This window comes from Rhizorhabdus argentea (assembly GCF_037861105.1).
GTDB lineage: Bacteria > Pseudomonadota > Alphaproteobacteria > Sphingomonadales > Sphingomonadaceae > Rhizorhabdus > Rhizorhabdus argentea.
On record NZ_JBANFK010000004.1, the window covers coordinates 61,737 to 75,236 of the forward strand.

Consider the following 13,500-nt stretch of genomic DNA (forward strand, 5'->3'; position numbering starts at 1 on the left):
GTGGACCGGTCCGCATTCGCAAAGAGGCCCGCTGAAGCGGGCGGGTCAGCCTGCCGGCGTCGTCAGCTTGCGGATAAAGCCGATCAGACCGGTCTGGCGGCTGCGCTTGAGGCGTTCCGCTTCCAGGATGTCCTTCACCTCGGCGAAGCAGCGCTCGATGTCGTCGTTGATCAGGACATAGTCGTAGCCGTCCCAATGGCTGATCTCGGCGGCGGCGCGCTGCATTCGGCCGGTGATCACCTCCTCGCTGTCGGTCGCGCGGCGGCGCAGCCGATCCTCGAGTTCTTCCATCGACGGTGGCAGGATGAACACGCGGACCACGTCGCCGCCGCAGGTCTGGTAGAGTTGCTGCGCGCCCTGCCAGTCGATGTCGAACAGCACGTCCAGCCCGGCCGCGAGCATCTCTTCGATCGGCTGCCTGGGGCTGCCATAGCGGTGGTTGAAGACATGTGCCCATTCGAGGAACTCGTGGTTCGATGCCATCTCGCGGAAATGCTCGAGGTCGACGAAATGATAATCGACACCCTCGATCTCGCCGGGGCGCATCGGGCGCGTCGTCGCCGATACCGACATCTTCAGGTGGTCGTCGGATGCGAGCAGCCGGCGGGCGATGGTGGATTTGCCCGCCCCGGAAGGCGAAGAGAGAACGAACAGCACGCCACGGCGCTTGAGCGAAAGATGGGCCATGGCGGCACTTGCATCGGACAGGGCGTCCGCGTCAATGCGCGATCGTATCGCCCCCGGCGGCTCATTCGTGCGAAGAGCTGCTCCCGGCGCCCCGGTCTGCCTTGCGGCGGTCCATCGCCTTCTTCGCGACCCAGGCACCGCCGATCAGTAGGCCGATCGGTCCCGCACGGCGGATCAGGCCGGCGCCGGCAGCACCGAGCACTGCGCCCTTGAGACCGCCCCGGCCATCGCGGCGGTCGATCTCGCGGCCGACCAGGGCACCCAATATCTTGCCGATCATGTCAAACTCTCCTGTCGGATGTGACGGAAAAAGCGCGTGGCGCCGGGCGAAGTTCCCCGGAGTCACCGCCCGACCATATGCTCCGGCCGTACGATCCGATCGAAGGTCGCTTCGTCGACGAGACCCAGCGCCAGGCCCGATTCCTTCAGGGTCAGGCCCTGTGCATGCGCATGTTTGGCGATCTTGGCAGCATTGTCATAGCCGATCTCGGGTGCCAGCGCCGTCACCAGCATCAGCGATCGGCCGACCAGATCCGCGATCCGCTGCCGGTCGGGTTCGAGGCCGGCCAGCGCGCGCAGCGTGAAGCTCTCCATGCCGGTCGACAGCAAGGCGATCGAGCGGAGCACCGCCGCGCCGATCAGCGGCTTGAACACGTTGAGCTCGAGGTGGCCCTGGAGCCCGCCGATCGTCACCGCCTGGTGGTTGCCGATCACCTGCGCGGCTACCATCGTCAGCATTTCGGCCTGGGTGGGATTGACCTTGCCCGGCATGATCGAGCTGCCGGGCTCGTTCTCGGGCAGGATCAGCTCGCCGATACCCGCGCGCGGACCCGAGCCCAGCAGGCGGATGTCGTTGGCAATCTTGCCCAGCGCTACGGCGAGCGTCCCCAGCGTGGCGGACAGGTGGACGAGCGCATCGTTGGAGGCGAGCGCCTCGAACTTGTTCGGCGCGGTGACGAAGGGCAGGCCGGTCAGCCGGGCGATTTCGGCGGCGATCTCCTCTGCGAAGCCGGGGGCTGTGTTCAGCCCGGTGCCGACCGCCGTGCCGCCTTGCGCGAGCTTCATCATCCCGCCGGCGACCGCGCCTTCTAGTCGCTTGCGACAGGCGATCAGCTGGGCGGCATAGCCCGAGAACTCCTGGCCGAGCGTCAGCGGCGTCGCGTCCTGCAAATGGGTGCGGCCGATCTTGACGATGTCGTCCCATGCCGCGGTCTTGCCGAGCAGATCCGCGAGCATCGCGTCGAGTGCAGGATAGAGACGCTGATGGACGGCAAGCGCGGCCGCGACATGTAGCGCGGTCGGGAAGCTGTCGTTCGACGACTGGCCCATGTTGACATGATCGTTGGGATGGACCGGGCTCTTGCCGCCGCGGGCGCCGGCCAGCAGCTCGTTGGCGCGGCCGGCAATCACCTCGTTGACGTTCATGTTCGACTGGGTGCCCGAGCCGGTCTGCCAGATCACCAGCGGGAACTGGTCGTCGAGCTTGCCGGCGACGATTTCGCCAGCCGCCCGCTCGATCGCGTCGGCGAGCCTGGAGTCGAGGCCGTGCCGGCGATTTACGCTCGCCGCCGCCTGCTTCACGATCGCCAACGCATGGACGATCCCGACCGGCATCCGCTCCTCCGGGCCGAACGGGAAATTCTCGACCGAACGCTGGGTCTGCGCGCCCCAATAGGCGGAGGCGGGGACCTCGATCTGTCCAAAGCTGTCGGTCTCGGTGCGGGTGTCGGGCATGACGCGATCCTTTCGGCAGGTGCGCCGAAGATGGGACGGCAGGGCGACATCGCCAACCCTCTCATTCTCCCGACAGAAGGAGGTCTGAAGTGAGCCGGGTAGTCCGACCACGTCGCCCCAGCGCAGGCTGGGGCCCATGTCTCTCATATCAGGAGATGGCATCTGAGAAGGAGACAGACATGGATGCCAGCCTTCGCTGGCATGACGACTAGTGTTTAGACAAGCACGAACACCGGCAAGGCGAGCATTAGGAAGATCAGAAAGGCCGCGATAGGCAGGCCAATTGCCAAACTCATTTTCTTGAACATTGCTGCCATCGGACTGAGCAACCAGCCGATCAGAAGCAACGGCGCGCCCGCGAAGAGGCTGGCCAGATACCAGTATTTTAATGCCTCACCGAATCTACCGTTCGGCCAATGGGCAAAACCATAGCCGAGCGGCGTGAGCCACCAACTCAGCGCCAAAGGAACGAAGACCAGTCCCTCGACAAGCCAGAGAGCTGCGAAACGGCCCACATCCCAATTTTCAGGGTTGGGGCGCGTGGCTACTTCTTTCGGGTGAAGTCGATCGACACCACGTTCGACCCGTCCTCGATCGGCGCCGCGGGTTCGGCCGGAGCGTCGTTTCCGGCCGAGCTGTGGCCGGTGTCCTCGCCGTCATCGTCGATCTGCGCCTGGAATTGCAGCGCGAAATTGACCGCGGGATCGACGAACCCTGTCACCGCCGCGAAGGGGATGATCAACTTGGCCGGCACCTGGTTGAACGACAGGCCAACCTCGAAGCCGTCGGGTTTCACCTTCAGGTCCCAGTAGCGATTCTGGATGACGATGGTCATCTCGTCAGGGAATCGCTCGACGAGGTGCTTCGGGATGTCGACCCCTGCGCCCTGCGTCTTGAAGGTGATGTAGAAATGATGTTCGCCGGGCAGGCCGCCGGCGCTTTCGACCTCGCCCAGCACGCGGCCGACCACGGCGCGGAGTGCCTCCTGGACGATCTCGTCATAGGGAATCAGGCTGTCGGGCGCTTGGTCGCTCATGGCGCTGTGGTGAACGCTGAGTCCGGCCCGGTCAAGTCGGCGTTGCAGCGTCGCGCAACCTCGCTATAGCGGCGCCGTCCGGTGTGGAGGATTTGCCACACCGGCTTCGAGCCAGCTTCAGGGGTGGGCCATGCGGACCGCATCGATCACGCGCAAGACCAGCGAGACCGATATTTCGGTCGAGATGAATCTCGACGGCAGCGGCGCCTATACGGTGTCCACCGGCATTGGATTCCTCGACCATATGCTCGAGCAGCTGTCGCGCCATTCGCTGATCGACCTGACGGTGAAGATCGCCGGCGACCTCCATATCGACCAGCACCACACCACCGAGGACAGCGGCATCGCGATCGGCGAGGCGCTGGCCAAGGCGCTCGCCGACAAGCGCGGCATCACGCGCTACGGCCACGCCTATGCGCCGATGGACGAGACGCTGACCCGGGTCGCACTGGACATTTCGGGACGCCCCTATCTGGTGTGGAAGGTGGCGCTGTCGGGTCCGAAGCTCGGCGAATGGGACACCGAACTGATCGAGCACTGGTTCCACAGCTTCGCGCAGGCGGCCGGAATCACGCTCCATGTCGAGAATATCTATGGCGCGAACATGCACCATATCGTCGAGAGCTGCTTCAAGGGCCTCGCTCGCGCGCTGCGAGTCGCGACCGAGATCGATCCGCGCAAGGCGGACGCGATTCCCTCGACCAAGGGAACGCTCGGTAGCGCATGACCGGCATGCGCTCCGAGACAATCGCGCTCATCGATTATGGCGCCGGTAATCTGAGGTCGGTCGATAACGCGCTGCGGGCGGCGGGGGGCAATCCCACCGTTACCGCCGATCCCGATCTCGTCGCCTCGGCCGATCGTATCGTGCTGCCCGGCGTTGGCGCCTTTGCGTCCTGCATGGCCGGGCTGGCCGCCATCTCCGGCATGGTCGAGGCGATGGACCGTGCGGTGCATGGCCGCGGCGCACCGTTCCTCGGCGTCTGCGTGGGCATGCAGCTGCTGGCCGATGCCGGGCACGAACATGGTCGCACGCCGGGACTCGGCTGGATTGGCGGCGATGTGCGGATGATGACGCCCGGCGCAGCCTACAAGGTGCCGCACATGGGCTGGAACGATGTCGTGCCGACTCGCGATGACGCGCTGCTCGTGCCCGGCGAGGCCTATTATCTGCACAGCTTCGTGTTCGATGTGACCGACCCCGCCGACCGGTTGGCCACCAGCGATCATGGCGGCGCGATCACCGCGGCGGTCGGCCGCGGTAACGTCCTCGGCGTGCAGTTCCATCCCGAGAAGAGCCAGGCCTATGGGCTGCGGTTCCTTGGGCGGTTCCTGGAGTGGCGGCCGTGACTCTATCATCCGTCATCCCGGCGGAGGCCGGGATCTCGGGCGTCTCTTGCGGCGACCTCGTCTCCTCATCTCCTGAGATCCCGGCCTCCGCCGGGATGACGGAACAAGAGGTTTTATAGTGTGACCATCACCGTTTTCCCCGCGATCGATCTCAAGGGCGGCCAGGTCGTCCGTCTCGCCGAGGGCGATATGGCGCGTGCGACCGTCTATGGCGACGATCCCGCCGATCAGGCGCGGCGCTTCGCCGAGGCGGGCGCCGACTGGCTCCATGTCGTCGATCTCGACGGGGCGTTCGCCGGCAAGGCGGTGAATGCCGGCGCGGTCGAGGCGATCCTCAAGGCGTTTCCCGGCAAGGTGCAGCTGGGCGGCGGCATCCGCGATCGCGCCGGCATCGATCGCTGGCTCGGCCTCGGCGTCGAGCGGGTGATCATCGGCACCGCGGCGCTCGAAAATCCCGACCTGGTGAAGGCCGCCGCTAGGGACCTGCCCGGCCGCATCGTCGTCGGCGTTGATGCGCGCGACGGCTTCGTCGCCACCCATGGCTGGGCGGATATCTCTACGGTGAGCATCACCGACCTCGCCGACCGATTCGCCGATGCCGGCGTTGCGGCGCTGCTGTTCACCGATGTCGGCCGCGACGGGCTGCTGAAGGGCTGCAATGTCGAGGCGACGGTGGCGCTGGCGCGGCATGCGACGATTCCGGTGATCGCTAGCGGCGGGGTCGCCGACATCGGCGACATCCATGCGCTCGCCAAGCATGACGGCGACGGCATTGAAGGCGTGATCACCGGCCGGGCGCTCTATGACGGGCGGCTCGATCTCGCCGAGGCGCTGGCGGTGGCGCGCGCATGACCGTTCGGGTCCGCGTCATTCCCTGTCTCGATGTGGCGGGCGGACGCGTGGTCAAGGGCGTCAACTTCGTCGACCTCGCCGATGCCGGCGATCCGGTCGAGCAGGCCAAGGTCTATGACGCCGCCGGCGCGGACGAGCTTTGTTTCCTCGATATCACCGCCAGTCATGAGGGGCGCGGCACCATCCTCGACGTCGTCGCGCGCACCGCCTCGGTCTGCTTCATGCCGCTGACCGTCGGCGGCGGGGTGCGCACGCCGGAGGATGCGCGCGCGCTGCTGCTCGCGGGCGCCGACAAGGTCGCGGTGAACTCGGCCGCAGTGGCGCGGCCCGAGCTCTGCGCCGACATGGCCAACCGCTTCGGCGCGCAGTGCGTGGTCGGCGCAGTCGATGCGCGCAATGTCGGCCCCGGCAAGTGGGAAATCTACACCCATGGCGGCCGCAAGCCGACCGGGATCGATGCCGTGGCGCACGCCAGGCGGCTGGCCGAACTCGGCGCGGGCGAGATATTGCTGACCTCGATGGACCGCGACGGCACCCGCGATGGCTATGATCTCGCGCTGACTCGCGCGGTTGCCGATGCGGTGTCGGTGCCGGTGATCGCCAGCGGCGGCGTCGGCAATCTCGACCACCTCGTCGACGGCGTGGTGCGCGGCGGCGCCAGTGCGGTGCTGGCGGCGTCGATCTTCCACTTCGGCCAGCACAGCGTCGCCGAGGCGCATGCGGCGCTCAAGGCGGCGGGGCTCCCGGTCCGGGCGTAAGCTTGGCCTCCACCACCTCTGCGAATGTGAGGTGGGCGTGGGTCGCCGATCCTACTTCATCAGCACCAGTTCCTCGGCCATCGATGGATGCAGCGCGACGGTGTCGTCGAACTGCGCCTTGGTGAGCTTGGCCTTCACCGCGATCGCCGCCGCCTGCAGGATTTCTGGCGCGTCGGGGCTGATCATGTGGATGCCCAGCACGACATCGTTCTCCGGATGCACCACCAGCTTGTAGAGCGCGCGTTCGTTGCGGCCGGCCAGCACGTTGCGCATCGGCCGGAAGTCCGACGTGTAGATCTTCGGGTCGCCATATTGCTCGCGCGCCTGACGCTCGGTGAGGCCGACGCCCGCCATCGGCGGGTTGCTGAACACCGCGCTCGGGATCATCCGATAGTCCACGCGGTGTGGCTTGTTGCCGAACAACGTGTCGGCGAAGGCCTGGCCTTCGCGGATCGCGACCGGGGTCAGCTGGACACGGTTGGTGACATCGCCGATCGCATAGATCGACGGCACGCTCGAGCGGTTATCCTCGTCGACCACGATCGCGCCCTTGTCGTCGATCTCGACGCCGGCGACCTCGAGCCCCAGGCCATCGATCTTGGGGCTGCGGCCGATCGCGAACAGCAGCAGATCGGTGTCGCACCTCTCATGGTCCTTGAAGTGGACGCAGAGCGAGCCGTCATCCTTCTTCTCGATCTTCTCGAACGAGGCGTTGAAGATGAACTCGATGCCCTTGTGGGTCGAAATCTGGAACAACCGGTCGCGAATCTGCTCGTCATAGCCGCGCAGGATCTGGTCCGAGCGGTTGACCACCGTCACCTTCGAGCCGAGCGCGTGGAAGATGCCGGCGAACTCGTTGGCGATATAGCCCGCGCCGGCAATCACCACTCGCTTGGGCAGTTCGTCGATATAGAAGACCTCGTTGGAGCTGATGCCGTGCTCGGCACCCGGCACCTTCGGCACCACCGGCCATGCCCCGGTGGCGACCAGGATGAACTTCGCCGTGATCTTTCGCCCGCTCGCGAGGGTGATTTCGTTGGCGCCGGACACCGTGGCGCGCTCATGGAAGATCTCGACCGCATTGTTCGTCAGGGTGTTCGTATAAAGCCCCTCGATCCGGTCGACATCGGCATTGACGTTGTCGCGCAGTGTCTTCCAGTCGAAGCGGATATCGCCCAGCTGCCAGCCATAGCGTGCGGCGTCCTGCAGGTCCTCGGCGAAGTGCGATCCATAGACGAGCATCTTCTTGGGCACGCAGCCACGGATCACGCAGGTGCCGCCGATACGGTGTTCCTCGGCCACGGCCACCCGTGCACCATGGGCCGCCGCAACACGCGAGGCGCGCACGCCCCCCGAACCGGCGCCGATGACGAACAGGTCATAGTCATATTCGGCCATCCGGGATCATCCTTTGCGAAACTGTTGTGCGCGATATGGCAAGGGCGGCGGCCCTTCGCAAACCGATCGTGGTGATCAGTGTGATCGAGCCACCGCTCGGTTCGACGCCTGCGCACCGGCGGCGGCATCGACGCGGATCCTTGCCTGCGGCTGCGCCGCGCCCCTATCTGGCGGTCTCAGTCAGGGAGAGGCCGCATGCCAGCGCAGATCACACTCGACCACTTCGTGATCAAATCGAGCGATTATGACGTGTCGGACGATTTCTACCGGCGCGTTCTCGGCGTCGAGGTGATCGTCCCGATCCCGGCCTTCCGCTTCTATCGGCTGGGTGCGGTGCAGATCAACGTTCATGGCCCCGACACGCCGATTGATCCGCATCTCCTCGCCACCATCCCCGTGGCGGCTGGCAACAGCGACATGGCGTTCGAGTGGCATGGCCCGGTGGAGGACGCGCTCGCCCATCTCGAGGCTTGCGGGGTCGAGAGCCATAGCGGGATCGTCGACACCTTTGGCCGACGCGGCCGGGCGAAGAGCGTCTATTTCCGCGATCCCGACGGTTCGCTGCTCGAGTTCATCACCTATCCCGAGGGCGACAACGACCTCCCGATGAGCCTGCCTCGGCAGCCGGACGGGGCGTAACGGACGCAGCGCGCGCGAACGCCTATCCCAGCGCCCGGCCGATCAGCGCCCTGGTCGAGGCGTCGAAGCGTGCTGTGCCCTCGCTCTCGATCGAGCGGGCGATTTCCTTGCCGAGCTCGACCCCGAACTGATCGAACGGGTTGATTTCCATCAGCACCGCGTTGGCAAAGGTGCGGTGCTCGTAGAAGGCGAGCAGCGCGCCGAGCCGCGCCGGATCGATGCGGTCGAGCAGGATCGTCGTCGACGGCCGGTCCCCGGCATAGGCGCGCGCCGGATCGTCATTGGGCTTGCCCGCCATCAGCGCCGCTCCCTGCGCGAAGCAGTTGATCAGCAGCGCACGATGATGCCCGTCGTCGAGGACATGATCGGGTTCGATCGCGGCGACGAACTCGACCGGCACCAGCCTCGTGCCCTGGTGGAGTAGCTGGAACACCGCGTGCTGCGCATCGGTGCCCACCCCGCCCCAGGTGATCGCCGCCGTCGGCCCGTCCACCGCCGAGCCGTCGGCCTTCACGCTCTTGCCGTTCGATTCCATTTCGAGCTGCTGGAGATAAGAAGGTAGCAGCCGCAGCCGCTCGTCATAGGCGAATATGGCGCGGGTCTCGGCATTGCGGATGCGCGAATAATATTGATCGACGAAGGCGGCGAGCAGCGGGAGGTTGCGCTCGGGCGGCGACAGGCGGAAATGGCGGTCCATCGCCGCCGCGCCCTCGAGCAGATTCTCGAAAGCGTCCCAGCCGAGGCCGAGCGCCGCCGGAAAGCCGATCGACGACCATAAGGAATAGCGTCCTCCGACGCTTTCCGAGAAGGGCAGGATCCGGGTTTCGTCGACGCCCCACTCTACGGCCTTTTCGGGCGCAGCGGTCAGCGCGACGACGCGCGAATAGGGATCCTCGACATTGGCCTCCTCCATCCAGCCGAGCACGCTGCGCGCGTTCATCATCGTCTCGGTGGTGGTGAAGGTCTTCGACGCGACGACCAGCAGCGTCGCGTCGGGATCGAAGCGCTTGAACACCTCGTCGAGCGCCGCCCCGTCGACGTTGGAGACCACTGCCACCTCATAGCGGTCGGCGTCGCGGCCGAGTGCGTCGACCAGCATGTGGGGGCCCAGCGCCGATCCGCCGATCCCGACATGGAGGATATGGCGGATCGGCCCGAGCACCTCGGCCTCGATCGCGTCGATCATCGCCCGCATCCGCGCCTGGAAGCCGTGGGCGCGCGCGACGCTGTCGGGTGCACCCTGGCCGCGCTCAGCAGGATGCTCGGCGGCGCGGCCTTCGGTGACGTTGACGGGCTCGCCCGCGAACAGCGCGTTGCGCTTGCCGGCGAAGTCGCAGGCTTCCGCCAGCGCGACGAAGCGCTCGATCAGCGGCGCAGAAAGGTGCGTCTTGGAGAAATCGAACAGGATGCCCGACTCGTCGATCGCTAGCCGCGAGAGTCGGTCAGGTTCGGCGGTGAAGAGCTCTGAAAGCGTCGCGCGGGGGAGCCCGGCGATCGCGCTCCAGGCAGCTTTTGCATCGGTCATGTACGATCTCCGTGGTGCAAAATGCGATAAATGGCAGATTTTGGTCTTAAGGGGGCGTCTTGGTTACCAGTTATTCATGATTTCAGGCCATGCCTTTCGGCGAAAGAGCAGCCTAATGCTACCACCAAGATGCCGAGAGGGTGCCGCAAGCGAGGTCGAACTGGGGGACCACGATGCAGGACGACATATTACGCTTGGCTTATGAGGTCTCGCGGATCACCGAAGAGAAGGTCGATCGCATCGACCGCGTCATGAAGCAGACCGGCATGCTGGCCATCAATGCCCGGCTCGAAGCGGCCCGGGCAGGCGAAGCCGGCCGCGCCTTTTCGGTCGTCGCCCAGGAGCTCGGCGCACTCGCCGCCTCGATCTCGGGGATTGGCGGCGAACTGCGTTCGGCGATCGCCTCCAACATCGCCTCGCTGCGCACGGCCGGCAGCCAGATGCTCGTCGATTTCAAGGGGACGAGGCACACCGATCTGGCGCGTTCGGCGGTCGAGATCATCGACCGAAATCTCTATGAGCGCTCCTGCGACGTGCGTTGGTGGGCCACCGACAGTTCGGTCACCGATGTGCTCGAAGCGCCCTCGAGCGCCAATGCCGACCATGCCACAGAGCGGCTTGCGACGATCCTGCGCTCCTATACCGTCTATCTCGATCTCTGGATCGCCGACAGCCACGGCCGCGTGATCGCCACCGGCCGCCCCGATCGCTACCCTGGGGCCATCGGCCAGAATGTCGCCAGGGAAGACTGGTTCCGCGCCGCAATGGACACCCAGAGCGGTGACGACTTCCGGGTCTGCGATATCTCGGTCAACCCCACTTTGGGCGGCGCCCAGGTCGCGACCTACTCGACCGCAGTGCGCGCCGGCGGCCGCACCCGCGGTAATCCGATCGGCGCGCTCGGCATCTTCTTCGACTGGGCGCCGCAGGCCTCGGCGATCCTCGAAGGCATCGGCCTGTCGCCGGCCGAGCGCGCGACATCGCGGCTGATGCTGCTCGATTCCGGTCACCGGATCATCGCATCGTCGGACGGCCAGGGGATCTGCACCGATCGTTACCCGCTGCAAACCGACAAGCGCGACAGCGGCTATTATCAGCGCGACGGCAAGCTGATCGCCTTTGCGCTGACCCCGGGCTACGAAACCTATCGCGGGCTCGGCTGGCTGGGCTGCATCGAAAGCCAGATGCTCGAGGAATAGGGGATCATCCGGGCTTTCGGGCGATGTCGCAGGCTCAACTGGCGCTAAGCTCGCCTTATCGCTAAAGCGGCGGCCATGCGCCCTCCCAGAACCCCAGGCGGCCGGCCTCCCGGCCGATCGACCACCGGCAAGCCGACCGGCATCAACACGCCCGGCAAGACCACGCCGCCGCCCAAGCTCGGTCGCCGCCAGGCGCGCGGGCTGGCACGCCCGGTCAAGCCATCGGTCCCGCACCCCGCCCGCGCCGATGCGCGGCCGGGCCAGGAGCCGCAGCGCATCGCCAAGCTGCTCGCGCGGGCCGGCGTCGCCTCCCGTCGCGAGATCGAGCGGATGATCGAGGATCGCCGCGTTGCGATCGACGGTGTGGCGATCGAGACCCCGGCGACGCTGCTGAAATCGCTGAAGGGCGTCACCGTCGACGGAAAGCCGGTCGCAGCGCCCGAGCCGACGCGGCTGTTCCTCTATTACAAGCCGCAGGGGTTGCTCACCACCGAACGGGACCCGGCCGGCCGGCCGACGATCTACGACAAGCTGCCCAAGGATTTGCCCCGGGTGATGCCGGTGGGGCGACTCGATCTGAATACCGAGGGGCTGCTGCTGCTGACGACCGACGGCGAGTTCAAGCGCCAGCTCGAACTGCCGAGCACCGGGGTCACCCGCGTCTACCGCGCGCGCTCCTATGGCAATGTTACCCAGGCCCAGCTCGAGGAACTGATCGAAGGCGTCGAGATCGAAGGCGTCCGCTACGGCTCGATCGATGCGAATATCGAGCGGCGCACTGGCGCCAATGTCTGGATCGAGATGAAGCTCAGCGAGGGCAAGAACCGCGAAGTGCGGCGGGTGCTCGAACATCTCGGGCTCCAGGTTTCGCGGCTGATCCGCATCGCCTATGGCGCATTCGAGCTGGGCGACCTCCAGCCCGGCGAGGTCGGCGAGATATTGCAGCACCAACTGGTCGCTTTCCGCAAGACGCTCAAGTCAGTGCGCGGACCGAAGAAGCCGAGCTCGGCCGAGTGAAGCCGGTTCGTCCTCTCCTCGCCGTCATGCTGAACTTGTTTCAGCATCCACCGTGCGTCCCGGGAGCGCTCCCGAGTGGAAAAGTGGATCCTGAAACGAGTTCAGGATGACGACAAGGCAAAAGCGGTGCGCATAATCGCCGGCATCTGGCGCGGCCGCACGTTGATCGCACCTGCCGGAGACGCCACCCGCCCCACCGCCGATCGCACCCGCGAGGCGCTGTTCTCGATGCTGACCAGCCGGCTCGGCAGCTTCGAAGGCCTGAAAGTCGCCGATGTCTGTGCGGGTACTGGCGCGCTTGGCCTCGAGGCGCTGTCGCGCGGGGCGGCGCACTGTACTTTCGTGGAGCGCGAACGCGGCGCGATCGAGGCGCTGCGCGCGAACATCGCCAAGCTCGGCGCCGCGGCCGAGGTCCGGGCGATCGCGGCGGAGGGTTTCGGCAGCGGCCCGTTCGATCTGGTGCTGATCGACCCGCCTTATGGCACAGGGCTGGGGCAGAAGATCCTACCGAACATCGGTTTGGCGCCAGGTGGCTGGGCCAGCATCGAGACCGCGAAGAACGAGGCGATCGAAGTGCCGGGCTTCACCGTCGAGGCGGAGCGCGTCCATGGCAAGGCGCGGATAACGCTGCTGACGCGCGAGCGCTGAACCTCAGCTGCGGCGCAACACTACCGAGAGATTGTTCGCGGGCATGTCAACGACGCTGTCGAGCACCAGCCCTTGCCCGGAGGCCAACGCGACGACGGTTTCCAGATCGCGCAGCCCCCAGCGCGGATCGCGCGCCTTGAGGCTGGCATCGAATGCCTCGTTGCTCGGCGCCGTCGGCATCCCTGCGCGACGATAAGGGCCATAAAGATACAGCGGCGCCCCCGGTGCCAGCAGCCGGGCGGCACCCGCCATCAAGCCGACCGTCGCTTCCCATGGGCTGATATGGATCATGTTGATGCATAGCATCGCATCGGCGGCCGTGATCGGCCATTCTGGCGCTGCGGCGTCGAGCAGCAGCGGCGGGCGCACATTGCCAAGCTTTGCCGCCTCCGCCCAGGCGCGGATCGAGCCGAGCGCGGCCGGATCGGGATCGCTCGGCCGCCAAATCAGGTCAGGCAGCGCACGGGCGAAGTGGATGGCATGCTCGCCGGTGCCGCTCGCGACCTCCAGCACGGTGCCGCTTGCCGGCAGGATGCTGCGCAAAAGCTCGAGGATCGGCTCGCGATTGCGTTCTGTGGCGGGGGCGTGGCGGCGGGTTTCGATCATTGCTCAACCCTGTACGTCATTCCGGCGAGAGCTGGAACCTCACTTGCTCTC

Annotated in this window: 16 protein-coding genes; 8 read left to right on the top strand and 8 right to left on the bottom strand. The window is 66.2% G+C overall.

All coding sequences use genetic code 11. From position 1 onward, the window contains the following. Positions 1-45: 45 nt before the first annotated feature. The 5 genes from gmk to AAC645_RS04780 all read right to left on the bottom strand — a co-directional run bounded on the left by gmk (position 46) and on the right by AAC645_RS04780 (position 3,457). Positions 46-687: a guanylate kinase gene (gene gmk / locus AAC645_RS04760; protein ID WP_340314245.1), complete on the bottom strand. Its 642-nt coding sequence runs from the start codon at positions 685-687 to the stop codon at positions 46-48. 61 nt (positions 688-748) lie between these two features. Continuing rightward, positions 749-967: a hypothetical protein gene (locus AAC645_RS04765; RefSeq protein WP_340314246.1), complete on the bottom strand. Its 219-nt coding sequence runs from the start codon at positions 965-967 to the stop codon at positions 749-751. Between the two features lie 62 nt (positions 968-1,029). Beyond that, positions 1,030-2,421 (bottom strand): class II fumarate hydratase, encoded by a 1,392-nt coding sequence (fumC, locus tag AAC645_RS04770; protein WP_340314247.1) that lies wholly within the window; start codon positions 2,419-2,421, stop codon positions 1,030-1,032. A gap of 215 nt (positions 2,422-2,636) precedes the next feature. Continuing rightward, positions 2,637-2,936: a hypothetical protein gene (locus tag AAC645_RS04775; RefSeq protein WP_340314249.1), complete on the bottom strand. Its 300-nt coding sequence runs from the start codon at positions 2,934-2,936 to the stop codon at positions 2,637-2,639. A 29-nt stretch (positions 2,937-2,965) separates the two neighbouring features. Continuing rightward, on the bottom strand, positions 2,966-3,457 hold the full coding sequence (locus AAC645_RS04780; protein ID WP_340314250.1) for an SspB family protein: 492 nt from the start codon (positions 3,455-3,457) through the stop codon (positions 2,966-2,968). A 130-nt stretch (positions 3,458-3,587) separates the two neighbouring features. Between AAC645_RS04780 and hisB the strand changes: the two genes are divergently transcribed. The 4 genes from hisB (at position 3,588) to hisF (ending at position 6,417) form a co-directional block, all read left to right on the top strand. Then, positions 3,588-4,184: an imidazoleglycerol-phosphate dehydratase HisB gene (hisB, locus tag AAC645_RS04785; protein ID WP_340314251.1), complete on the top strand. Its 597-nt coding sequence runs from the start codon at positions 3,588-3,590 to the stop codon at positions 4,182-4,184. A 5-nt stretch (positions 4,185-4,189) separates the two neighbouring features. Then, positions 4,190-4,807, top strand: a complete 618-nt coding sequence (hisH, locus tag AAC645_RS04790; RefSeq protein WP_340314560.1) for an imidazole glycerol phosphate synthase subunit HisH — start codon at positions 4,190-4,192, stop codon at positions 4,805-4,807. Between the two features lie 120 nt (positions 4,808-4,927). Then, positions 4,928-5,659 (top strand): 1-(5-phosphoribosyl)-5-[(5-phosphoribosylamino)methylideneamino]imidazole-4-carboxamide isomerase, encoded by a 732-nt coding sequence (hisA, locus tag AAC645_RS04795; RefSeq protein ID WP_340314252.1) that lies wholly within the window; start codon positions 4,928-4,930, stop codon positions 5,657-5,659. Further along, positions 5,656-6,417, top strand: a complete 762-nt coding sequence (hisF, locus tag AAC645_RS04800) for an imidazole glycerol phosphate synthase subunit HisF (protein ID WP_340314254.1) — start codon at positions 5,656-5,658, stop codon at positions 6,415-6,417. Before hisA ends, hisF begins: the two co-directional genes overlap by 4 nt. A gap of 51 nt (positions 6,418-6,468) precedes the next feature. Here the strand turns inward: hisF and gorA are convergent, their stop codons facing one another. Next, positions 6,469-7,815, bottom strand: a complete 1,347-nt coding sequence (gene gorA / locus AAC645_RS04805) for a glutathione-disulfide reductase (RefSeq protein ID WP_340314256.1) — start codon at positions 7,813-7,815, stop codon at positions 6,469-6,471. Positions 7,816-8,010: 195 nt separating this feature from the next. On the opposite strand from gorA, the gene AAC645_RS04810 reads away from it, so the two are divergent. After that, the gene (locus AAC645_RS04810) at positions 8,011-8,454 is read left to right on the top strand and encodes a VOC family protein (RefSeq protein WP_340314258.1); all 444 of its coding nucleotides are present in this window, start codon (positions 8,011-8,013) and stop codon (positions 8,452-8,454) included. Positions 8,455-8,476: 22 nt separating this feature from the next. On the opposite strand, the gene pgi is transcribed toward AAC645_RS04810, so the two are convergent. Continuing rightward, positions 8,477-9,979, bottom strand: coding sequence for a glucose-6-phosphate isomerase (gene pgi / locus AAC645_RS04815; protein WP_340314260.1), 1,503 nt, complete (start codon positions 9,977-9,979; stop codon positions 8,477-8,479). A gap of 173 nt (positions 9,980-10,152) precedes the next feature. On the opposite strand from pgi, the gene AAC645_RS04820 reads away from it, so the two are divergent. The 3 genes from AAC645_RS04820 (at position 10,153) to rsmD (ending at position 12,843) form a co-directional block, all read left to right on the top strand. After that, positions 10,153-11,178: a cache domain-containing protein gene (locus tag AAC645_RS04820; RefSeq protein ID WP_340314263.1), complete on the top strand. Its 1,026-nt coding sequence runs from the start codon at positions 10,153-10,155 to the stop codon at positions 11,176-11,178. Positions 11,179-11,253: 75 nt separating this feature from the next. After that, the gene (locus AAC645_RS04825; RefSeq protein WP_340314265.1) at positions 11,254-12,195 is read left to right on the top strand and encodes a pseudouridine synthase; all 942 of its coding nucleotides are present in this window, start codon (positions 11,254-11,256) and stop codon (positions 12,193-12,195) included. A gap of 126 nt (positions 12,196-12,321) precedes the next feature. Continuing rightward, the gene (rsmD, locus tag AAC645_RS04830) at positions 12,322-12,843 is read left to right on the top strand and encodes a 16S rRNA (guanine(966)-N(2))-methyltransferase RsmD (protein ID WP_340314562.1); all 522 of its coding nucleotides are present in this window, start codon (positions 12,322-12,324) and stop codon (positions 12,841-12,843) included. Positions 12,844-12,846: 3 nt separating this feature from the next. Here rsmD and AAC645_RS04835 read toward each other — a convergent pair whose 3' ends face one another. Further along, a complete protein-coding gene (locus AAC645_RS04835) occupies positions 12,847-13,449 on the bottom strand; it encodes a DUF938 domain-containing protein (RefSeq protein ID WP_340314267.1) in 603 nt (200 codons plus the stop codon). Positions 13,450-13,500: the final 51 nt, after the last annotated feature.

Coding starts and splice junctions, on each gene's coding strand:
- AAC645_RS04810 (WP_340314258.1), top strand. CDS start 8,011: ATGCCAGCGCAGATCACACTCGACCACTTCGTGATCAAATCGAGCGAT.
- pgi (WP_340314260.1), bottom strand. CDS start 9,979: ATGACCGATGCAAAAGCTGCCTGGAGCGCGATCGCCGGGCTCCCCCGC.
- AAC645_RS04780 (WP_340314250.1), bottom strand. CDS start 3,457: ATGAGCGACCAAGCGCCCGACAGCCTGATTCCCTATGACGAGATCGTC.
- AAC645_RS04820 (WP_340314263.1), top strand. CDS start 10,153: ATGCAGGACGACATATTACGCTTGGCTTATGAGGTCTCGCGGATCACC.
- hisH (WP_340314560.1), top strand. CDS start 4,190: ATGCGCTCCGAGACAATCGCGCTCATCGATTATGGCGCCGGTAATCTG.
- gmk (WP_340314245.1), bottom strand. CDS start 687: ATGGCCCATCTTTCGCTCAAGCGCCGTGGCGTGCTGTTCGTTCTCTCT.
- AAC645_RS04835 (WP_340314267.1), bottom strand. CDS start 13,449: ATGATCGAAACCCGCCGCCACGCCCCCGCCACAGAACGCAATCGCGAG.
- hisB (WP_340314251.1), top strand. CDS start 3,588: ATGCGGACCGCATCGATCACGCGCAAGACCAGCGAGACCGATATTTCG.
- AAC645_RS04765 (WP_340314246.1), bottom strand. CDS start 967: ATGATCGGCAAGATATTGGGTGCCCTGGTCGGCCGCGAGATCGACCGC.
- fumC (WP_340314247.1), bottom strand. CDS start 2,421: ATGCCCGACACCCGCACCGAGACCGACAGCTTTGGACAGATCGAGGTC.
- hisF (WP_340314254.1), top strand. CDS start 5,656: ATGACCGTTCGGGTCCGCGTCATTCCCTGTCTCGATGTGGCGGGCGGA.
- gorA (WP_340314256.1), bottom strand. CDS start 7,815: ATGGCCGAATATGACTATGACCTGTTCGTCATCGGCGCCGGTTCGGGG.
- AAC645_RS04825 (WP_340314265.1), top strand. CDS start 11,254: ATGCGCCCTCCCAGAACCCCAGGCGGCCGGCCTCCCGGCCGATCGACC.